This is a genomic window from Pseudomonas sp. FDAARGOS_380, assembly GCF_002591235.1.
GTDB lineage: Bacteria > Pseudomonadota > Gammaproteobacteria > Pseudomonadales > Pseudomonadaceae > Aquipseudomonas > Aquipseudomonas salmasensis.
The window spans coordinates 1,671,049-1,692,936 of record NZ_CP023969.1 but is presented as its reverse complement, the minus strand read 5'-3'; the positions used below and the strand labels follow the sequence as shown (position 1 = coordinate 1,692,936).

Sequence of the window (21,888 nt, the reverse complement as noted above, 5' to 3'; positions counted from 1 at the left end):
GCTTACTTTGGGTTGTCCGCTTGTGCTGTGTCTATCACCTTGAAGCGCAGAACGCCGATGACTTGCCCGTCTTCGGTGAGCACCTGCACCTGCCAGCGCCCTACGGCGTCACCCGGAAAATTCTGCTTGTGGGTCCAGGCGCGATAGCCTTCCTTGCGCCCACCGTGGATGTCCAGGGCAATGCGGTCGACTTCCTGGCCGTTGAATTTCCACACATGGTAGATCCGCTCATCCAGCCCGCGTGGTGCATTGATCGCGGTGTACGCATACAGCCCACCGCTGCGCAGTTGGGCGGCGGTGACTTGCTTGAGGTCGTCGCCCGGCGTGCGGTCTTGCAGTTGGGTGCTGATGGCGACTTCGGTCATCCACAGGGTGGCGGGCGGTACCCAACTGCGCAGGAACCAGCCGGCGCAGCCGATGGCGGCCGTTACCCCCAGCAGCATCGCCCAGCCCTTGAGGCTGCGCAGCGGCAGGCTGACGGCCAGGCTTGGAATCGACAACACCATGGCTACACCCAACGCCAGTTTGTAGCTCTGGGCGGTGGTCAGGTGCATGATGATCGGCAGCGCGGTCAGCAACGCGGCGAACAGGGTCAGGGTGTGCAGGGCCAGGAACAGCCAGCGTTTGGGCGCCAGCCATTTGTAATACAGCGGGTCGATGATCGACACCAGCGCCGCCGCGCCGAGCAGGCCGGTGAACAGCGATTGGCCGCTGTTCCAGGCGGTGGTGACAAAAAAGAAAGGCAGGACGAAAAACAGACTTTCCTGGTGGATCATCTGGGTGGCGTAGCGCAGCAGCGGTTCAGGGATCTCGCGATTGAAAACCTTGGTGAACAGTTGCGTAAAGCTGTTTTCCAGCATCAGCCACAACCAGCTCACCAGCATGATCACCGCAATCCAACTGGCCATGCCCTGCTGGCGGTCTACCAGGATGAAGCTGCCCACCCCCGAGATGAAACCGCCGAGTGCAATCACCCCTGGGTAGCGCTTGATCAGTTCTATAACGCGCTGGATAAGGGGCGGCAAGTTCGGCATGGGCGGTTCACTAGTTGTGGGAAAAATCTCAGACAGAATAACGCCTTAGCCCGATATTCTGTGCGTCATTACTCAACAGGTTTGCGATAAAGCCTCAGGCCGATCAAACCAAGGATGATCAGGCCCAGTACGCCCGCGCCGATCCAGGTCAACGCGTCATAACTCAACAGCGGTTTTTCGATGCGCCAGTAGCCAGGCTGCTGGAACGCTTCGCGCATGGCCTGGTTGGTTTGCGCCAGGCTTACAGCCTTGATGCGTTTGACCGGGTCGCTGAAACGCCCGTTGCTGTAGTCACCGGCAGCACTCCAGTAATAGTCGGCCAGCGCACTGTTGCCCTGTACTGCCCAGGCTTGGCGAGCAATGGCGGCTTGTTGCAGGCGCGTGAATACTGTTGGGTCGAGGCCGTCCTTGAGCAGTTGGGTCTTGAGGTCTTGCAAGACTTGCTCGGCTTCAGGGAGGTTTTCCCGTTCAAGGTCGGCATTCAGGCTGAGGAACCCAACGCCGCCGAGCACTTCGCGTTCTACCCATGGGCCGTAGGACAAACCGTGCTTGAGGCGCAGTTGCCGGTACAGTGCCCAGTCGAGGTAATCCTTGAGCAGGTTGTAGGTTTCATCATGCTGGTCGTCCAGCACAGGTTCGGGGAACAACCAGTGCAGCTTGGCGCCATCGCCCACCCAGCCGCGGATCAGGTCGCGATGGCTGGCGGCGGTATGCTGGATTTCGGGTAGGGGGCGATGCTCGCTCGGCTCCACGGGGTCGAGTTGCCCATAGGTGCGTTCCAGGTAGGCGGGCAGCAGTTTGTCGAGATCGCCGACGACGATCAGGGTCATGTTGTTCGGCGCGTACCATGCTTTGCGCAGCTTCTCCAACTGGTCGCGGGTCAGGTGGCTGACCTCGGCGCGTTCGGCGCACTTGAGGCCCAATTCCACGGCCAATTGGTTGCTGGCGCTGTGACCGAGGTCTTGGCGATCCAGCAGGCGTTGCAAGTGTGAGTAATGGCCGCCGTCTTCGCGCTCCACCACTTGCTTGGCGGCATTGATATGGGCCTCGGTCAGTTGCGTGCGCGTGAGGATTGCCAGCAGCAGGTCCAGCACCTTGCGTTGGTTCTGCGCGGGCGCCTCGATCACGAAGGTGGTGTCGGCGTTGCTGGTGTAGGCGTTCCACTCGCCGCCCAGGGCTTGCATGCGGTCTTCGAGGTCGCCTTCGCCGCCGCCGTCGATACCGCTGAACAGCAAGTGCTCGAACAGGTGCGGCAGTTCTTTTTCTTCGCAACCGAAGTCGTCCAGGCCCACCCCAACCACCAGGCGAATAGCCACGTGCCCACGCTCGGTGCCCGGTTTGAGCAGCAGTTGCAGGCCGTTGGGCAAGGTGTAGCCCTCGACTTGCAGGCGGTCAAAGGCAAAGGTGTGGGCCGAGCCCAAGAGCAGGCAGGCGAGTAACAGGCGACGCATAACAAGCTTCCTGGCGAATGAGGTCCATTGTTAACTGACTTCGCTCGCGGGCGTACGTTCAGGGCGAATGGGTGATGTCGGCAATACTTTCAGCGGAGAGCGCGCCGGTGTCGGACGTTTCCAACACTACATAAGCACTGCTGCAAAACAACGAGTTCAAGCGTTTCATGTCGGCAATCAGTTCCAGATGCAGTGAACTGGTTTCCAGGCTCTGCACGATCTTGCGCTGCAAGCGGCTGACATGGGCGTGGGCCAGGCGGCGTTCCTGAGCGCGGAAGCGGCGCTTTTCTCGCAGTAATTGGCGGGCGCTTTCCGGGTCGCCGCTGAGAAACACCGACAGGCCCAGGCGCAGGTTGGCGATCAACTGGCTGTGCAGGCCGCTGAGTTCTTCCAGGCCCACTTCGGAAAATTGCCGGCGCTGCGAGGTCTTCTGTTGCTGGACCTTGCGCAGCATGCGTTCGATCAGGTCACCCGCCAATTTCAAGTTGATCGACAGCTCGATGATCTCGGCCCAGCGGCGGTTGTCTTGTTCACTCAGGTCTTCCCGAGGCATTTGCGCCAGGTAGAGTTTGATCGCGCTGTAGAGCGCTTCGACGTCATCGCTCAGGCTGCGCATTTCTTGGGTAACGGCGGTTTGGTTGCCGCGCAGCACTTCCTGCATCGAAGTGAGCATATTGTCGATCAAGTCACCCAGGCGCAGGGTTTCGCGGGCGGCGTTCGCCAGGGCCAGGCTTGGGGTATTCAATGAGGCCAGGTCCAGATGGCGTGGCTTGGCCTTGCCATTGGTTTCGGGGCGTTCCGGCAGCAGCCATTCGCACAGGCGTGCCATGGGCCCGATGGTGGGTAACAGGATCAGGCAGCGGCTGACGTTGTAGAGCAGGTGGAAGGTGATGACCATGCCCTGAACGCTGTAGTCCAGGCCGTCCATCCAGCCCACGAGTGGGTCAAGCACTGGAATGATCAGCAACAGACCGATCAATTTGTACAACAGGCTGCCCAGAGCCACTTGGCGACCGGCAGTGTTTTGCATGCTGGTGCTGAGAAAGGCCAGCACGCCGCTGCCGATGTTGGCGCCGATCACCAGGCCGATGGCCACGTGCAAGCCGATCACGCCGGCACCGGCCAGGGTGGCAGTGAGCAATACCGCAGCGAGGCTGGAGTAGGAAATCATGGCGAACAGCGCGCCGACCAGGGCGTCCAGCAAGATATCGCCGGTCAGCGAAGCGAAGATGACTTTGACGCCCTGGGCATGGGTAATGGGCCCGGCCGCTTCGACGATCAATTGCAGGGCGAGGATGATCAGGCCCAGGCCGATTCCGACCCGGCCCAACTGCCCTGCCCGCGTCTGCTTGCGCGACAGGAAGAAAATCACCCCGAGGAAGATCAGCAGCGGCGACAGCCAGGACAAATCGAACGTCAGCACCCGCGCCATCAAGGCCGTACCGACGTCGGCGCCAAGCATGGTGGCCAAGGCCGGCGTGAGGCTCATCAGCCCTTGGCCGACGAACGAAGTCACCAGCATCGCGGTGGCGTTACTGCTTTGCACCATGGCCGTCACCAGGATACCGGCGACAAATGCCAGCCAGCGCTTGGACATGTTCTGCCCGATGACTTGGCGCAAATTGGAACCGTAGACCCGCAGGATGCCGGTTCGGACGATATGCGTGCCCCAGATAAGCAGGGTCACGGCGGAAAGCAGATTGAGCAAGGTCAGCATGCTCGGCCCCCCGTGTGGGTGCGCTCCAGCAGGAGCGAAGGAAAGTTACCGCGTGCCGCTCTACGTCTTGTACCTAAGCTGTAGTTGGCGAATGGGCTCTGCGCCAGCATCGCATAGCTAAACTTGGGATTGAAACAAAACTGTCATGAAGATCGTTCCCCACGCTCGGCGTGGGAACGCATCCTGTGACGCTCTGCGTCACTTTGCGGACGCGGAGCGTCCGAGAGGGCATTCCCACGCGGAGCGTGGGAACGATCACTCGCGGGTCAAATTACTGACCCGGAATGTCCTTGCGCAGTTTCACTGGGTCCTGCTGTTTCTTCTTTTTCGCGATGGCGGTACGCATCTTGATGTTCACCGCTTCCACCGCCAGCGAGAACGCCATGGCGAAGTAGACGTAGCCTTTTGGCACGTGTACGTCGAAAGATTCAGCGATCAGCACGGTACCCACTACCAGCAGGAACGACAGCGCCAGCATTTTCAGCGACGGGTGTTTGTCGATGAACTCGCTGATCGTGCCGGCAGCCAGCATCATCACCAATACCGCAACGACGATGGCGGCAACCATCACCGGCACGTGGGAAACCATGCCGACGGCGGTAATTACCGAGTCCAGGGAGAACACGATGTCGATGATGGCGATCTGGATAATGGTGTAGATGAACTTGCCACCGGCGCCTTTGGGCTCGTCTTGGGTTTCATCTTCACCTTCCAGGGCGTGGTACATCTCCTGGGAGCTTTTCCACAGCAGGAACAGGCCACCGAAGAACAGGATCAGGTCGCGACCGGAGATGCCCTGGCCAAACACCACGAACAGGTCGGCGGTCAGTTGCATGACCCAGGTGATCGACAGCAGCAACAGGATGCGCGTGACCATGGCCAACGCCAGGCCGAAGATCCGAGTGCGTGCCTGCATATGCTTGGGCATGCGGCTGACCAGGATCGAAATCATGATGATGTTATCGATGCCCAGGACGATCTCAAGGGCCGTCAGGGTGAAGAAGGCAATCCAGATTTCCGGATTGGTCAGCCATTCCATGTGTATTCCTTTGAGCAAATGTTAACCGCGCAAGCTGTAGCGCCGCGCGGTGAGTGAGTCGGTACGATTATAGAGTGCTGAACAGCGGAAAAATCCCCATCAGCAATGCGGCGAACATTATGCACAGGCACACCAGCACTGCCCACTTGAGTGTGAAGCGCTGGTGATCGCCGAATTCGATACCCGCCAGAGCAACCAGCAAGTACGTCGAGGGTACCAGTGGGCTCAGCAAATGCACGGGTTGCCCGACGATCGACGCCCGCGCCATTTCCACCGCGGTGATGCCGTAATGGCTGGCAGCTTCGGCCAGTACCGGCAGTACGCCGTAGTAGAACGCATCGTTGGACATGAAGAAGGTGAACGGCATGCTCACCAGCGCGGTGATCACCGCCAGGTAAGGGCCCATGGCTTCGGGGATGACTGCCAGCAGGCTCTTGGACATGGCGTCGACCATGCCGGTGCCCGACAGGATGCCCGTGAAGATACCGGCGGCGAAGATCAAGCCCACCACCGCCAATACGCTGCCGGCGTGGGCCGCGACGCGGTCCTTCTGCTGCTGCAGGCACGGGTAGTTGACGATCATGGCGATACTGAACGCCACCATGAACAGCACCGGCAGCGGCAACAGGCCGGCAATCAAGGTGCACATCAACGCCAGGGTCAGGGCGCCGTTGAACCAGATCAGTTTTGGACGGCGGGCGTCGGGGAATTGCGACACGCTGATTTCGCTGTGGTCGATCTCGTCGCCCTGCAGGTGCAATTCACCCAGGCGTGCACGCTCGCGCTTGCCGTACATGTAGGCAATCACCAGGATCGCCACCACACCGGCGGCCATGGCCGGAATCATCGGTACGAAGATGTCCGACGGGTCTACATGCAGCGCACTGGCGGCGCGCGCGGTCGGGCCGCCCCAGGGGGTCATGTTCATCACGCCACCGGCGAGAATGATCAGGCCGGCCATGATCCGTGGGCTCATGCCGATGCGCTGGTACAGCGGCAGCATGGCCGCGACGCAGATCATGTAGGTGGTGGCGCCGTCACCGTCCAGGGATACCACCAGAGCCAGCACGGCGGTGCCGACCGACACTTTGAGCGGGTCGCCCTTGACCATCTTGAGGATCTTGCGCACGGCCGGGTCGAACAGGCCGGAGTCGATCATCAAGGCAAAATAGAGGATGGCGAACATCAGCATCACGCCGGTTGGCGCAAGCTTGGTGATGCCTTCGAGCATCATCGGGCCGATCTTCGGTGCGAAACCGCCGAACAGCGCGAACAGGATCGGCACGATGATCAAGGCGATCAGCGCGGACAGGCGCTTGGTCATGATCAGGAACATGAACGTGATGACCATGGCAAAGCCAAGGAAAGTCAGCATAGGAATACTCCAGGCGTAGCGCGGCTAGGGAATGGCGGACCGAGTGGCGGTCAGCGCAGAACGAAAGGCACGAGGCGTACGGGTGGAGTTGGAGCGAACAGGCGGGTACGAGCGGACATCGGGAATCACCATTGTTGTTGTTAACAGCCGGTCTGTTGCCGGCAGTGGAGGCGATCCTAGACGGGGAAGCTTTCAGCCAGCTTTCGCTGAGAAAACAGCTGATGAAGGGCAGGTGCCAGTCTTCAGGTTCTTGTTCTTGTAGGAGCGAGCTTGCTCGCGAAAAACGTCAACGATAACGCGCGCTTTCTGAATAAACGCGGCGCCTGTGAGTTTTTCGCGAGCAAGCTCGCTCCTACAAGGGCAAGCCAGCTTACACAGTGGTGTTCAGGGCAGTTCGAGGCCGCCGGCGGCTTTATGCAGCGCTCGCAAATGCTCACCCACCTGTTTGAGGTTGGCCTCACAGGCGGCAATCTCGGCGGCGCGAGACGGATCGAGCAGCGCCCTCACCTCTTTATCCAGCTCGCCGGTCAACGACTGCAACTGCTTCTGGCGTTCGGCGCTTTCTGATTCCAGGCGCTTGGCTTCTGAAGGTTGCGGCAGGCCATACCCTCCGCTGTCCAACAACTCGGCCGGGCGGCTGAGGAAGCCGCTGTTGGCGAGAATTTGCTGCAGCGTGTTGTTGGCTCTCTCCATGCCGCCGTTTTTCAGCTCGCGGGCATTGAGATAGCGTTGTTTGACTTCGTCCTGGGCGAGCATCAGCTGTTTGCGATAGCTGGCCTGCTCCAGCAGCAACAGCGCGGCGCTGGTACGCAGGTCGGCCTGGGCAAACCATTGGCGACGCGCTTGCGCATCCAGGGACAACCAGTCTTCGACCTGGGTCTGCTTGATCGGCAGTTGCTTGCGCAACACATCGAACATGGCCTGGTAACGCTCGCGGAACGAGTCGAAGTGATACCCCAGGCGCAGGGCTTCGCGCTTGTCGTTCAATACGCTGGTATCGGCCAGGCCGCGGGCGCTGAGCACTTCCAGCAAACCGTTGGGGGTGATGTTGTCCAGGCCGGTCAATTGCGGATTGGCGCTGCCACTGCGCAACAGTTTCAGGCTTTCGACCGCACAGTTGTTGGAGATAAAGAAGTAGTTGCCGTCATAGCTCCAGTGCATCTCAGCCGCATGTTCGACGGTGTCGTTGATTTCCTGGCGGCTGAGCTTCAGCGGCACCGATGCCAGGCCACGCAGTTCGGTCTTGGTGTACTCATCAATGACCTGGGCCAACGGCAGGACGAACAGCCGCGACGGGTATTTGCCCACCAGGCCATCCCAGCTCGACAGCTGAACGTCACCGACGAAGGCGCGGTAAGACAAGACCAGGTGCCGGTCCAGATCCAGCCGACAATCCGGGCCACGTGGGCGGCCCGGGGCGCAAATCACCAGGCGCAACATGCTATGGCCCCAACGGCTCACCAGGTTCTGGTTGGCTTCGGCCAGCAGGTAGTCGATTTCATACACGCGTTCCGGATCGATCTGGCCCAGGGGCGTCTTGGCGAAATCGTTGCCTGCGTTCAGGAAGGCATAGGTGCTGGCGCAGGTGTCCTGTTCGGGCGGGGCCCAGCCGAAGTGGTCCTTGTAATAACGGAACAGCGCGGGGCGGCGACAGGCGTAGCTGGGGTCCAGGAGGAAGTACTCCATGTTGACCGCGACGAATTCCAGCGGGCTGGTGGTTTCGTAGATGTCCGGGCTGCGCACCACCTGATGGTTGTGCTGCTCACGCTCGCCGCGCCGACCCACATATTGTGGCCAGCCGGCAAGGTCCAGCAGGCGCGGGTCGTCACTGAGGGTAAAGCGGCGGTCGTTCTGGCCACGGCACTGGTCGGGCAAACCGATCAAGCCGGTGATGTTGTTCTGACGGCTGCAGCGCTGGATCAGCGTGCGCTCGTCCTTGGACCACAGGCGCGCACGGTCGTAGATGTGGGTCAGTTCATGCAGCACGGTGGCGAGCATTTCCCTGCGCACAGTGCCGTGGGGGCGATTGGTTTTCTGGGTGGCGGCGCTGCCGTCAGTCAGGCTGGCGAGCAGGTTCTGGTTGAGGTCCAACTCGGACACCAGGGACGCCTGGCCGTAAGCGTTTTCAGGCATCTTGTCGGTCCAGCCGACATCGATACGTCGATCCAGCTGCTCGACAAAGCGCGGCGGCAATGAACGTAGCGCTTCATCGAGCAATGCCTGGCTGGCCTGCTGTTCCGCCGGGCTCAAGCCTTCGGTCTTGAGCCGCAGTTGCAGGCCGGCCTGGGCTGTACTTGCGCACAGCAGCACGGCCCCGGCCAGGAGCCAGGTTTTGAGGCGCCTCACAGAGCGAGGATAGCTTCTGCGAGGGTCTGGTCGCTGGCATCACGGGCTTCTGGCACGCGGGTGCGGAGGGTATCGAACGCGGCTTCCAGTTGGGCGCCACGGATCTCGCCATTGGTAGCGACGAAACTGGCGGCGTCATCGTGGGCTTCGCGCACGATCTTGGAGTCGCGGATGGAGGTGGTGGTGTCCGAGGTGAAATCAATGGTGCGTGCCGAAGCCCGCACGACGATGTTGCTGGTGGCCTTCAAGGTTTGCGCCTGGGCGACATCAGCCAAAAACAGCAGGCCGAGGGCGGCGACGATCAGCGGGCTACGCATGGGGTGACTCCAATGACAAAGATAGAATTACAACGATGATTATTGGACGAGAATTGCTTGCGCCAGTTCAAGGTCGCTTGCATGAAGTTTTGGCTGGGTGCGGCGCAGATAGTCCAGCGCGGACTCCAGGCGTGCGCCCCGCCATTGGCCGTCAGTGGCAATGAAAGCGGCAGCATCATCCCGAGCGGCCAGGACCAACTTATTGTCGAACGGCGCAGAGGTCACTTTGCTGGTGGCATACACGCTGACAACCGTGCTTTGGGTGGACACATCCAACGCTGAAGCCATGGGTGACCAGCAGGCGCAAAACAGAACAGGAACACTCAATAAACGGTATGAAAAAGCCATGGGACTCGACAACTGAAAGCGAGCGCCAAGGCTAGCGCAACCGCCGGGCGAGAGCCAGCGTCGAGCCATGCGGGAGCGGCGGGCGCTCCCGTCTGGTTGCCGTGGGTCAGATAGCCAGGATGGCCTGTGCCAGCTGCGCATCGGTAGCGGTATTCAATTGCGGCGCTTGTTGGCGGATCTGGGCCAGGGCGCTTTCCAGCTTCACGCCACGGATGGCGCCTTGGCTGGCGACAAAGCTGGCGGCGTCGTCACGGGCCGCTTGTACAACCTTGTTGTCGCGCAGGGATGAGGTGGCATCAGACGTGGCATCGGAGGTTGCCTTCAGAGCGCCGACGATCGAGTCGGTCGTCATGATCAGGCTGCTCGCGTTGGCATTGGCAGCCAGGGTCAGCACAGCGGCAGTGCACAGCAGGCGAAGACGGGACATGGGGTAACTCCTGTAGACGAATAATAAGGTGGCGCGAAACGGCCACAATGAAACGGACTGGGACTGTCGAGCATCAGACGCACGCTCTACAGGGTTCGCCACGTGGTGAACCGATATTAGGCGTGTGCCCGGCTATTCGGAAGCCTGTAATTAAACTGTACCTGTCATATTTTACTGATTTAAAACTGTACCTTCGTGCTGGGATTGAGCCGATCCAATGCGCTATCGCACATACAACAAAGCCCGCCTCCGGTTACCCGGGGCGGGCTTTGTTTTGACAAATCAGGGTGCTGGCAGTGGACCCGTCAGGTCAGGGCCAGCGGGCGCTACTTAGCGCCAGAACGGCTTGCTCAGCTCTTCGTAGCGTTGAGCTTCGCTGATACCGGCGTCAGCCAGCAGACGCGAATCCAGGCGAGCCAACTGGTGGCGGCTGGAGATGCGGCGCTGCCACAACATCAGGTTGGCGAGAACGCGCAAAGGCAGGGAAGCCTGGGTGTTTACAGCTTTTTCTTCGAAGAACAGTTCGGAACTGAGTGTACGTTCCATGATGACATCCTTCCGCTTGTGGCGGGATTAGGTAGTGGTTTAACTGATGCCAATGATCCTCTTCCAAGGCAAGACTCTCTAGATACAGTTCACCTGTATTGTGAGAGGCCAGTTAACTGTTTAACGAGGCTGTACGGTACGAAATTGGGGCAACTGTACCTGTGCGCACTTAAAAGGTGCGAAACCGGCGTTTTTGAGTTGAGATGTGGGATATTTCGGTAGGAAATGACCAGTACAGCAGTACAGTTTTTTCCATTAATGCGTGAGGGTTCACCGAGCTGATGAAACTGTATTTGCATCAGCCCGGATCTGTATTCATCAAGCCTTGAGCATGTGCCCGGTTTCTTCCAGGTTAATGTGCCAACTCAGTGCTTCGCGCAGGATGTGCGGGGTATGCCCGCCGATGGCGCAGGCGGCATCGAAGTAAGTGTTGAGCGCATCACGATACGCTGGGTGCACGCAGTTATCGATGATGACCCGAGCGCGCTCCCGTGGCGCCAGGCCCCGCAGGTCGGCAAGGCCTACTTCGGTGACGAGAATGTCCACGTCATGTTCGGTGTGGTCCACATGGCTGACCATCGGTACCACGCTGGAAATCGCGCCACCCTTGGCAATCGACTTGGTGACGAAGATCGCCAGGTGCGCATTGCGGGCGAAATCCCCGGAGCCGCCGATGCCGTTCATCATCCGCGTGCCGCAGACGTGGGTGGAGTTGACGTTGCCGTAGATATCGAATTCCAGCGCGGTATTGATACCGATGATGCCCAGGCGGCGTACCACTTCAGGGTGGTTGGAGATTTCCTGCGGGCGCAGCACCAATTTGTCCTTGTAGTGTTCCAGGTTGCCGAACACATCGGCATTACGCCGCTCCGACAAGGTAATCGAACTGCCGGAGGCGAAGCTCAGCTTGCCAGCGTCGATCAGGTCGAATGTCGAATCCTGCAACACTTCCGAATACATGGTCAGGTCTTCGAACGGTGACTCGATCAACCCGCACATCACCGCGTTGGCAATATTGCCGATGCCGGCTTGCAGCGGCCCGAGCTTGTTGGTCATGCGCCCCGCATCGACTTCTTGCTTGAGGAAGTTAATCAGGTGGTTGGCGATGCGTTGGGTATCGCTATCAGGCGGTGTCACCGTGGAGGCGGAGTCCGCCTGGTTGGTAATGACGATGGCGACGATTTTCTCGGGCGGGATCGGAATCGCGGTGCTGCCAATGCGGTCGTCGACTTTCACCAGCGGAATCGGCGTGCGCGTCGGCCGGTAGGTCGGGATGTAGATGTCGTGCAGCCCTTCCAGGTTCGGGTTGTGCGCCAGGTTGATCTCGACGATCACCTGTTTGGCAAAAATCGCGAAGCTGGCCGAGTTGCCTACGGAGGTAGTGGGCACGATATGGCCCTGCTCAGTGATCGCGACGGCTTCGATCACGGCAATGTCTGGCAATTTGAGCTGGTTATTGCGCAGTTGCTCGACGGTTTCCGACAGGTGCTGGTCGATAAACATTACCTCGCCGGCATTGATCGCCTTGCGCAGGGTGCTGTCGACTTGAAAGGGCATGCGTCGTGACAGTACGCCGGCTTCGGTCAATTGTTTGTCCAGGTCATTGCCCAGACTGGCGCCGGTCATCAGCGTGATCTTGAGGGGCGACGTCTTGGCGCGCTCGGCCAGGGCGTGGGGGACGGCCTTGGCTTCACCGGCACGGGTGAAGCCGCTCATGCCGACGGTCATGCCGTCCTCGATCAGTGCAGCGGCGTCTGCCGCGCTCATGACCTTGTTCAACAACGAAGGCAAGCGGATACGATCACGGTACATGAATTGTTATCTCTGGCTACGGAAAGCAAGGTGGGCAGTGTAGTGATTTCAAAAAGTTTCGGCCCGCTACCATGGTCGAATGCCAGGTCGCGATTTAGAGCCTTTGGTCGGGTTTCATGTGTGTGCAAAGCGGGACGTAGAGCATCCCTGGATGCGTTCCACGCAGAGCGTGGGAACCATAAAAAAACCCCAGCCTACGTGAGGCCAGGGTTTCAGGTATTGCGCTGGCGCAGTGTTATTCGACGGCCTTGACCATGTCTTCGATGACCTTTTTGGCATCACCGAACACCATCATGGTCTTGTCCAGGTAGAACAACTCGTTGTCCAGGCCCGCATAGCCGCTGGCCATCGAGCGCTTGTTGACGATGATGGTCTTGGCCTTGAACGCCTCGAGGATCGGCATGCCGGCGATGGGGGAGTTCGGGTCGTTCTTGGCGGCCGGGTTGACCACGTCGTTGGCGCCCAACACCAGCACCACGTCGGCCTGGCCGAACTCGGAGTTGATGTCCTCCATCTCGAACACTTGGTCGTAAGGCACTTCGGCCTCGGCCAGCAATACGTTCATGTGCCCCGGCATACGACCCGCCACCGGGTGGATCGCGTACTTCACGGTGACGCCGTGGTGGGTCAGCTTCTCGGTCAGTTCCTTGAGCGCGTGTTGTGCCCGCGCCACTGCAAGGCCGTAGCCTGGGACGATAATCACGGTGTCGGCGTTGGTCAGCAGGAAGGTGGCGTCATCAGCGGAGCCGGACTTCACCGGGCGTGCTTCTTTGGAGCCCGCCGCAGCGCCAGCGTCCGGCGCATTGCCGAAACCGCCCAACAGCACATTAAAGAAGGAGCGGTTCATGGCCTTGCACATGATGTACGACAGGATCGCGCCGCTGGAGCCCACCAGGGAGCCGGCGATGATCAGCATCGAGTTGTTCAGCGAGAAGCCAATGCCCGCCGCTGCCCAGCCGGAATAGCTGTTGAGCATCGACACCACCACGGGCATGTCGGCGCCGCCAATCGGGATGATGATCAGCACACCCAGCACAAAGGCCAAGGCCAGCATCAGTGCGAACGCAGTGAGATTGCCGGTCAACATGAACGCCAGGCCCAGGCCCAGGGTTGCCAGGCCAAGTATCAGGTTCAGTTTGTGTTGGCCGCCGAACTGTACCGGTGCGCCTTGGAACAGGCGGAACTTGTACTTGCCCGACAGTTTGCCGAACGCGATCACCGAGCCGGAGAAGGTGATTGCACCGATGGCGGCGCCGAGGAACAGCTCCAGGCGGTTACCGGCCGGTATCGAATCGCCCAACTGCTTGACGATGCCCAGGGACTGCGGTTCGACAACGGCGGCAATGGCGATGAACACCGCTGCCAGGCCAATCATGCTGTGCATGAAGGCGACCAGCTCAGGCATCTTGGTCATTTCGACGCGCTTGGCCATGATCGAGCCGGCGGTGCCGCCGACCAGTAGGCCAACGATGACGTAGCCAATACCGGCAGTCGCCAGTTCAGCCCCCAGCTTATAGATGAGGCCGACGGTGGTGAGTACCGCCAGCGCCATGCCGAGCATGCCGAACAGGTTGCCGCGCCGCGAAGTGGTCGGGTGCGAGAGGCCTTTGAGGGCCTGGATGAAACAGATCGACGCGATCAGGTAGAGCGTCGTCACGAGATTCATGCTCATTACTTGGGCGCCTCTTCTTTTACTTTCGGGGCTTTCTTCTTGAACATCTCAAGCATCCTGCGGGTGACCAGGAAGCCACCGAAGACATTTACCGCCGCCAGGGCCACGGCCAGCGTGCCCATGGTCTTGCCCAGTGGCGTCACGGTGAGAGCGGCGGCGAGCATGGCGCCGACGATAACAATCGCGGAAATGGCGTTGGTCACGGCCATCAGCGGCGTGTGCAGCGCGGGTGTTACGTTCCAGACCACGTGATAACCGACATAAATCGCCAGCACAAAGATGATCAGGTTGTAGATACCGGGGGAGATAAGCTCTTCCATCGTCTGAATCCCTGCTTAGGCGTTTTTGCGGATGACTTGGCCGTCGCGGCACATCAGGCACGCGGCGACGATGTCGTCTTCGAGGTTGATTTCAAACTGCCCTTCCTTGGTGAAGACCAGCTTCAGGAAGTCCAGCAGGTTGCGCGCATACAAGGCCGATGCGTCGGCGGCGACAGCGCCCGCCAGGTTGGTCGGGCCGCAGATGATCACGCCGTTTTCCACCACGACCTGGTCGGCCACGGTCAGCGGGCAGTTGCCACCCTGGGCAGCGGCGAGGTCGATGACCACCGAGCCGGGTTTCATCTGCGCCACGGTATCGGCGCTAAGCAGGGTCGGCGCCTTGCGGCCCGGGATCAGGGCGGTGGTGATGACGATGTCGGCCTGTTTGGCGCGTTCGTGCACGGCCAGGGCCTGGCGCTGCATCCAACTGCTGGGCATCGGGCGCGCGTAGCCACCGACACCGACGGCGCATTCACGCTCTTCATCGGTTTCGTACGGGACGTCGACAAACTTGGCGCCCAGGGACTCGATCTGCTCTTTTACCGCCGGGCGTACGTCGGACGCTTCGATCACCGCGCCCAGGCGCTTGGCCGTGGCGATGGCTTGCAGGCCTGCCACACCGGCGCCGAGGATCAGTACGCGCGCGGCTTTTACAGTGCCGGCAGCCGTCATCAGCATCGGCATGAAGCGCGGGTAGTGATGAGCGGCCAGCAACACGGCCTTGTAACCGGCGATGTTGGCTTGCGAAGACAGCACATCAAGGCTTTGAGCGCGTGAAGTGCGCGGCGCGGCTTCCAGGGCGAAAGCGGTGATGCCGCGCTCGGCGAGCTTGGCGATGGTTTCGTTGCTGAACGGGTTGAGCATGCCCACCAACACGGTGCCACTTTTGATCAGCGCCAGTTCGCTGTCGCTGGGGGCAACCACTTTAAGGATCAGCTCGGCACCAAACGCGTCGTTGGCACTGCCAATGGTGGCGCCTGCCGTTTCATAGGCACTGTCGACGATGCTGGCATTGATGCCTGCGCCGCTTTGTACAGTGACCTTATGGCCCTGGCCGATCAGCTTCTTGATGGTTTCCGGGGTGGCAGCCACCCGCGTTTCACCGGTCTGGGTTTCGAGAGGAACACCAATGTGCACGTCAAATCTCCTGCATGATCTTTTTGCTTTTGATCTTTTTGTAAAAAGGCCAGTGCACCGCGAGTGGCGCAGCTGGGGCGGCCGATCAGCACGATCCCGCTGAAATGACAGCGGGGCGCGGCATTTTGCAGGCGAACTTTACGGCCATCAAGGGATTATGACGGGTGACGAAAAATTAACTACAAGTCACCCTGTGACTGATTGTCGCAACAAGCTGAAATAACCTCTTTAAATACAGGTCTTTAAAGGCGTTCAGGCGTTTTCGGTCCGTTTTTCCATTGCGAGTGTGAATAGTCGTGCATTGGCCGGTAAGAGTCGCTACGAGCCATGAGATACATGGCTTTTAGCCTTATTTTTGGCTGACAAGTACAGTCTGTTTAAATGCGACATATACGTACATCTGTAGGTTCTGAATTTATCTGACTACAAAGTCAACAATTGCATTGTGTCCTTCATTTACATGGGTTGTAGCGTCTTGACTGGTCGAGCAACCAGTCCCTGAATGCATGCAGAGAGGCTGATTCGACCTTTTTGTCAGGAATCATCAGGTAATAAGCCTTTTCGCTGGTCAGTGCTTCGGTGCTGGCGATGACCAGTTGTTGCTCCTTCAGCTCCCGCTGTATGAGGAAGGGAGGAATCAGTGCGATGCCCATGTCATGCATGGCCGCTTGAGACAGCATCGAGAATAGCTCGTATCGAGGGCCTGTCATGTCGCGAGGGATGTTCAGTTGTTGGGCGTTGAACCATTGGCGCCAGGCATAGGGGCGTGTGGTCTGCTGCAGCAGGGGCAGCTCGGCGATCTGTTGAGGGGTGAAGTGCGTGCGGTCGCCGAGTAAGCGTGGGCTGCACACCGGTACCGGGTTTTCGCCCATTAACCTGTGGGATTGTGTACCCGACCAATCGGCATCCCCAAAGTAGATGGCGGCATCGAACTCGGTGTCGGCGAACAGGAAGGGGCGCGTACGGTTTGTCAGGTTTACCGTGACTTCCGGGTGCTGATGTTGGAAATCCTTCAGGCGTGGGATCAGCCACTGCGTGCCGAAGGTAGGTACCACCGCCAGTTCGATCACATTGGCGCCCTGCTGGCCCATCACCGACAAGGTGTCGCGCTCTACGGCGTCCAGTTGCGTTGCAACCCTGCGGCTATAAGACAGCCCCGCCTCCGTCAGCTTCACTCCACGGCGTGAGCGGCGAAACAGCTCGACACTCAAAAATTCCTCCAGGCTGGCGATCTGTCGGCAAATCGCGCCTTGGGTGATGGAAAGCTCCAATGCTGCCTTGGTGAAGCTCTCGTGCCGGGCTGCTGCCTCAAAGCTGATGAGTGCGGTGGTACTGGGGATTTTTCTGCGCATGTACGTTGCCCTCACAGATAAAGCGCATTTCTGGGCTTTTTTAGTGTTACGAAGTGAGAAATTAGCACAAGCCTATGCAAAAACCTCGTTTGCCCTCTGCGCTGACCGCGCCTAGTCTGGTTCCACGACTTCTGATTTTTTCCGCGAGGACTTATTCATGGCTGGCAAGGCAAGCTTCAACTGGATCGATCCACTGTTGCTGGATCAACAGCTCACCGAAGAAGAGCGCATGGTGCGTGACAGCGCCGAGCAATTTGCTCAGGACAAGCTGGCTCCCCGCGTGCTCGAAGCCTTCCGTCATGAAAAGACAGACCCCGCTATTTTCCGTGAGATGGGCGAGACCGGTTTGCTGGGGGCGATGATCCCTGAGCAGTACGGTGGCAGTGGTTTGAACTACGTCAGCTACGGTTTGATTGCGCGTGAGGTCGAGCGTGTCGACTCCGGCTATCGCTCGATGATGAGTGTGCAGTCTTCCCTGGTCATGGTGCCGATCAATGAGTTCGGTACCGAGGCGCAAAAACAGAAGTACCTGCCCAAACTGGCCTCTGGCGAATGGATCGGTTGCTTCGGGCTGACCGAGCCCAACCATGGTTCCGACCCGGGTGCGATGATTACTCGTGCACGCAAAGTGGATGGCGGCTACAGCCTGACCGGCGCCAAAATGTGGATCACCAACAGTCCCATTGCGGATGTGTTTGTGGTGTGGGGCAAAGACGATGCAGGTGATATCCGTGGCTTCGTCCTGGAAAAAGGCTGGAAAGGCCTGAGCGCTCCCGCTATCCACGGCAAGGTGGGTCTGCGGGCCTCGATTACCGGGGAAATCGTCATGGATAACGTATTTGTGCCGGAAGAAAATATCTTCCCGGATGTGCGTGGCTTGAAAGGTCCTTTTACCTGCCTTAACTCGGCACGGTACGGGATTTCCTGGGGCGCGCTGGGGGCTGCTGAGTTCTGCTGGCATACCGCGCGCCAGTACACACTTGATCGCCAGCAGTTTGGTCGCCCATTGGCCGCCACTCAGCTGATCCAGAAGAAGCTGGCCGACATGCAGACCGAGATTACCTTGGCCCTGCAAGGTTGCCTGCGCCTGGGTCGGATGAAGGATGAGGGGACGGCGGCGGTTGAGATCACTTCGATCATGAAGCGTAACTCGTGTGGCAAGTCATTGGACATCGCGCGTATGGCCCGGGACATGCTGGGCGGCAACGGCATCTCTGACGAGTTCGGGGTGGCGCGCCACCTGGTCAACCTGGAGGTGGTCAACACCTATGAAGGGACCCATGACGTGCATGCCTTGATCCTGGGGCGCGCACAAACCGGTCTTCAAGCGTTCTATTAATAGGAGCATGGGCATGGGCGCGCTTTCGCATCTGCGAGTGCTGGATTTGTCGCGAGTACTCGCGGGCCCTTGGTCCGGGCAGATTCTTGCAGACCTTGGGGCTGAGGTGATCAAGGTCGAAAGGCCGGGCAGCGGTGATGACACGCGTGCTTGGGGGCCGCCCTTCCTTAAGGATGCGGATGGTGAGAACACCAGTGAGGCGGCGTATTACCTGTCGGCCAACCGTAATAAAGAGTCGGTGACCATCGACTTTACGCGGCCGGAAGGCCAGAAACTGGTGCGCGACCTGGCTGCCAAGTCCGACATCCTCATCGAAAACTTCAAGGTGGGTGGCCTTGCTGCGTATGGGCTGGACTATGAATCTCTTAAAGAGATTAACCCTGAGCTGATTTACTGCTCCATCACCGGGTTTGGTCAGACGGGCCCCTATGCGATGCGTGCGGGCTACGATTTCATGATCCAAGGTCTCGGAGGGCTCATGAGTCTGACCGGGCGGCCTGAAGGGGATGAAGGGGCCGGGCCGGTAAAGGTTGGCGTAGCCTTGACCGATATCCTGACCGGGCTTTATTCGACTGTGGCGATCCTGGCTGCGCTAGCTCATCGCGATCACGATGGCGGTGGGCAACACATCGATATGGCGTTGCTGGATGTGCAGGTGGCTTGCCTGGCGAATCAGGCGATGAATTACCTGACAACCGGGGCGCCGCCCAAGCGCCTGGGGAATGCTCACCCTAATATTGTGCCCTATCAGGATTTCCCCACTGCCGATGGAGATTTCATCCTCACCGTAGGCAATGACGGGCAGTTCCGTAAATTCGCTGAAGTCGCTGGGCAGCCACAATGGGCGGATGACGTGCGTTTCGCCACCAATCGCGCGCGCGTGGCTAATCGCGCGGAGCTGATCCCCTTGATTCGCCAGGCGACGGTCTTCAAGACGACCGCTGAGTGGGTGTCGCAGCTGGAGCAAGTGGGCGTGCCGTGTGGGCCGATCAATGATCTGGCGCAGGTGTTTTCCGATCCTCAGGTCCAGGCGCGTGGTTTGGCGATTGAGCTGCCTCACGCATTGGCGGGGACGGTGCCCCAGGTTGCGAGCCCGATACGCTTATCCAAGACGCCTGTGGAGTACCGGAGTGCGCCTCCTCTATTAGGGGAGCATACGCTTGAGGTGCTGCAGGGGGTTCTGGGGCTGGGAGCTGCTCATGTGGCCGCATTGAAGGAAGCGGGTGTTATTTGAGCGTTCCCTTCTATATAGAAGCGCAGTGGTGAACTGGTTGTTTTTTAACCGAAGCTAACTTATTGATAGGAAAGCAAAATTAAGAGTTGACGGCGAATTATATCTGTCTATAATTCGCCCCACTTCCGGCGCAGTCGAAACGGAAAACTCCTTGGTAAACAATGAGTTACGCAGTTCTCGGCAGCAAGTTGCTTCAGTTTATCGAAGCCAAAAGGAAGTTGAAAAAGAGGTGTTGACAGCAGCGTGTAACGCTGTAGAATTCGCCTCCCGCTTACGAGAGATCGCAAGCGCAAGTGGTTGAAGTTATTGAAGAAGTCTTCGAAAACTTCTGAAAATAACCACTTGACAGCAAGTGAGGCTGCTGTAGAATGCGCGCCTCGGTTGAGACGAAAGATCTTAACCAACCGCTCTTTAACAACTGAATCAAGCAATTCGTGTGGGTGCTTGTGGAGTCAGACTGATAGTCAACAAGATTATTAGCATCACAAGTTACTCCGCGAGAAATCAAAGATGTAACCAACGATTGCTGAGCCAAGTTTAGGGTTTCTTAAAAACCCAAAGATGTTTGAACTGAAGAGTTTGATCATGGCTCAGATTGAACGCTGGCGGCAGGCCTAACACATGCAAGTCGAGCGGTAGAGAGAAGCTTGCTTCTCTTGAGAGCGGCGGACGGGTGAGTAATGCCTAGGAATCTGCCTGGTAGTGGGGGATAACGTTCGGAAACGGACGCTAATACCGCATACGTCCTACGGGAGAAAGCAGGGGACCTTCGGGCCTTGCGCTATCAGATGAGCCTAGGTCGGATTAGCTAGTTGGTGAGGTAATGGCTCACCAAGGCGACGATCCGTAACTGGTCTGAGAGGATGATCAGTCACACTGGAACTGAGACACGGTCCAGACTCCTACGGGAGGCAGCAGTGGGGAATATTGGACAATGGGCGAAAGCCTGATCCAGCCATGCCGCGTGTGTGAAGAAGGTCTTCGGATTGTAAAGCACTTTAAGTTGGGAGGAAGGGTTGTAGATTAATACTCTGCAATTTTGACGTTACCGACAGAATAAGCACCGGCTAACTCTGTGCCAGCAGCCGCGGTAATACAGAGGGTGCAAGCGTTAATCGGAATTACTGGGCGTAAAGCGCGCGTAGGTGGTTTGTTAAGTTGGATGTGAAATCCCCGGGCTCAACCTGGGAACTGCATTCAAAACTGACTGACTAGAGTATGGTAGAGGGTGGTGGAATTTCCTGTGTAGCGGTGAAATGCGTAGATATAGGAAGGAACACCAGTGGCGAAGGCGACCACCTGGACTAATACTGACACTGAGGTGCGAAAGCGTGGGGAGCAAACAGGATTAGATACCCTGGTAGTCCACGCCGTAAACGATGTCAACTAGCCGTTGGAAGCCTTGAGCTTTTAGTGGCGCAGCTAACGCATTAAGTTGACCGCCTGGGGAGTACGGCCGCAAGGTTAAAACTCAAATGAATTGACGGGGGCCCGCACAAGCGGTGGAGCATGTGGTTTAATTCGAAGCAACGCGAAGAACCTTACCAGGCCTTGACATCCAATGAACTTTCTAGAGATAGATTGGTGCCTTCGGGAACATTGAGACAGGTGCTGCATGGCTGTCGTCAGCTCGTGTCGTGAGATGTTGGGTTAAGTCCCGTAACGAGCGCAACCCTTGTCCTTAGTTACCAGCACGTAATGGTGGGCACTCTAAGGAGACTGCCGGTGACAAACCGGAGGAAGGTGGGGATGACGTCAAGTCATCATGGCCCTTACGGCCTGGGCTACACACGTGCTACAATGGTCGGTACAGAGGGTTGCCAAGCCGCGAGGTGGAGCTAATCCCATAAAACCGATCGTAGTCCGGATCGCAGTCTGCAACTCGACTGCGTGAAGTCGGAATCGCTAGTAATCGCGAATCAGAATGTCGCGGTGAATACGTTCCCGGGCCTTGTACACACCGCCCGTCACACCATGGGAGTGGGTTGCACCAGAAGTAGCTAGTCTAACCTTCGGGAGGACGGTTACCACGGTGTGATTCATGACTGGGGTGAAGTCGTAACAAGGTAGCCGTAGGGGAACCTGCGGCTGGATCACCTCCTTAATCGACGACATCAGCTGCTCCATAAGTTCCCACACGAATTGCTTGATTCATTGAAGAAGACGAAAGAAGCAGCCCGAAATTGGGTCTGTAGCTCAGTTGGTTAGAGCGCACCCCTGATAAGGGTGAGGTCGGCAGTTCGAATCTGCCCAGACCCACCAATTTTGTGTGGGAAACGCCTGTAGAAATACGGGGCCATAGCTCAGCTGGGAGAGCGCCTGCCTTGCACGCAGGAGGTCAACGGTTCGATCCCGTTTGGCTCCACCACTACTGCTTCTGTTTGTATAAAGCTTAGAAATGAGCATTCCATCGTTGTGATGG

The 21,888-nt window shown here is 58.5% G+C and carries 17 protein-coding genes, 2 tRNA genes and 1 rRNA gene; 5 read left to right on the top strand and 15 right to left on the bottom strand.

Annotated elements, in window-relative coordinates:
• Positions 1–2: 2 nt before the first annotated feature.
• From CRN80_RS07930 to CRN80_RS07855, 15 genes are all read right to left on the bottom strand, one after another.
• Complete coding sequence (locus tag CRN80_RS07930) at positions 3–1,034, bottom strand: DUF5924 family protein (protein ID WP_098949912.1); 1,032 nt, start codon at positions 1,032–1,034, stop codon at positions 3–5.
• A gap of 68 nt (positions 1,035–1,102) precedes the next feature.
• A complete protein-coding gene (locus CRN80_RS07925; protein ID WP_098949911.1) occupies positions 1,103–2,485 on the bottom strand; it encodes a pitrilysin family protein in 1,383 nt (460 codons plus the stop codon).
• A gap of 58 nt (positions 2,486–2,543) precedes the next feature.
• Positions 2,544–4,202, bottom strand: a complete 1,659-nt coding sequence (locus CRN80_RS07920) for a Na/Pi cotransporter family protein (protein WP_003187402.1) — start codon at positions 4,200–4,202, stop codon at positions 2,544–2,546.
• Positions 4,203–4,473: 271 nt separating this feature from the next.
• Positions 4,474–5,241 carry a TerC family protein gene (locus tag CRN80_RS07910; protein WP_003187403.1) on the bottom strand — a complete coding sequence of 256 codons (768 nt, stop codon included), beginning with the start codon at positions 5,239–5,241 and terminating at the stop codon, positions 4,474–4,476.
• 67 nt (positions 5,242–5,308) lie between these two features.
• Positions 5,309–6,616 carry a CitMHS family transporter gene (locus CRN80_RS07905; RefSeq protein ID WP_003187405.1) on the bottom strand — a complete coding sequence of 436 codons (1,308 nt, stop codon included), beginning with the start codon at positions 6,614–6,616 and terminating at the stop codon, positions 5,309–5,311.
• A 384-nt stretch (positions 6,617–7,000) separates the two neighbouring features.
• Positions 7,001–8,962, bottom strand: a complete 1,962-nt coding sequence (locus CRN80_RS07900; protein ID WP_098949910.1) for a DUF4105 domain-containing protein — start codon at positions 8,960–8,962, stop codon at positions 7,001–7,003.
• Positions 8,959–9,279: a DUF2388 domain-containing protein gene (locus CRN80_RS07895; RefSeq protein WP_003187408.1), complete on the bottom strand. Its 321-nt coding sequence runs from the start codon at positions 9,277–9,279 to the stop codon at positions 8,959–8,961. The genes CRN80_RS07900 and CRN80_RS07895 overlap by 4 nt, the downstream gene beginning before the upstream one ends.
• Positions 9,280–9,318: 39 nt before the next feature.
• Positions 9,319–9,627: a DUF2388 domain-containing protein gene (locus tag CRN80_RS07890; protein WP_032894275.1), complete on the bottom strand. Its 309-nt coding sequence runs from the start codon at positions 9,625–9,627 to the stop codon at positions 9,319–9,321.
• 106 nt (positions 9,628–9,733) lie between these two features.
• Positions 9,734–10,054 carry a DUF2388 domain-containing protein gene (locus CRN80_RS07885; protein WP_056790582.1) on the bottom strand — a complete coding sequence of 107 codons (321 nt, stop codon included), beginning with the start codon at positions 10,052–10,054 and terminating at the stop codon, positions 9,734–9,736.
• A 330-nt stretch (positions 10,055–10,384) separates the two neighbouring features.
• Positions 10,385–10,600 carry a DUF1127 domain-containing protein gene (locus CRN80_RS07880; protein ID WP_003187413.1) on the bottom strand — a complete coding sequence of 72 codons (216 nt, stop codon included), beginning with the start codon at positions 10,598–10,600 and terminating at the stop codon, positions 10,385–10,387.
• 318 nt (positions 10,601–10,918) lie between these two features.
• Positions 10,919–12,412 (bottom strand): acetyl-CoA hydrolase/transferase family protein, encoded by a 1,494-nt coding sequence (locus tag CRN80_RS07875; protein ID WP_098949909.1) that lies wholly within the window; start codon positions 12,410–12,412, stop codon positions 10,919–10,921.
• Between the two features lie 235 nt (positions 12,413–12,647).
• Positions 12,648–14,084, bottom strand: coding sequence for an NAD(P)(+) transhydrogenase (Re/Si-specific) subunit beta (locus CRN80_RS07870; RefSeq protein WP_032894270.1), 1,437 nt, complete (start codon positions 14,082–14,084; stop codon positions 12,648–12,650).
• Complete coding sequence (locus CRN80_RS07865; RefSeq protein WP_003187417.1) at positions 14,084–14,404, bottom strand: NAD(P) transhydrogenase subunit alpha; 321 nt, start codon at positions 14,402–14,404, stop codon at positions 14,084–14,086. Before CRN80_RS07865 ends, CRN80_RS07870 begins: the two co-directional genes overlap by 1 nt.
• A 15-nt stretch (positions 14,405–14,419) precedes the next feature.
• Positions 14,420–15,541 (bottom strand): Re/Si-specific NAD(P)(+) transhydrogenase subunit alpha, encoded by a 1,122-nt coding sequence (locus tag CRN80_RS07860; protein WP_003187419.1) that lies wholly within the window; start codon positions 15,539–15,541, stop codon positions 14,420–14,422.
• A gap of 452 nt (positions 15,542–15,993) precedes the next feature.
• Positions 15,994–16,893 carry a LysR family transcriptional regulator gene (locus tag CRN80_RS07855; protein ID WP_003187421.1) on the bottom strand — a complete coding sequence of 300 codons (900 nt, stop codon included), beginning with the start codon at positions 16,891–16,893 and terminating at the stop codon, positions 15,994–15,996.
• 157 nt (positions 16,894–17,050) lie between these two features.
• Here CRN80_RS07855 and CRN80_RS07850 point away from each other — a divergent pair, with 157 nt between their 5' ends.
• From CRN80_RS07850 to CRN80_RS07825, 5 genes are all read left to right on the top strand, one after another.
• Entirely contained in the window at positions 17,051–18,232 is a 1,182-nt protein-coding gene (locus tag CRN80_RS07850; protein ID WP_003187423.1) for an acyl-CoA dehydrogenase, read from the top strand.
• Positions 18,233–18,245: 13 nt separating this feature from the next.
• Positions 18,246–19,466: a CaiB/BaiF CoA-transferase family protein gene (locus tag CRN80_RS07845; protein WP_098949908.1), complete on the top strand. Its 1,221-nt coding sequence runs from the start codon at positions 18,246–18,248 to the stop codon at positions 19,464–19,466.
• A gap of 567 nt (positions 19,467–20,033) precedes the next feature.
• A 16S ribosomal RNA gene (locus CRN80_RS07835) occupies positions 20,034–21,570 on the top strand.
• Positions 21,571–21,651: 81 nt separating this feature from the next.
• Positions 21,652–21,728 (top strand) — tRNA-Ile (locus CRN80_RS07830).
• Positions 21,729–21,758: 30 nt separating this feature from the next.
• Positions 21,759–21,834: transfer RNA gene (locus tag CRN80_RS07825), tRNA-Ala, on the top strand.
• Positions 21,835–21,888: the final 54 nt, after the last annotated feature.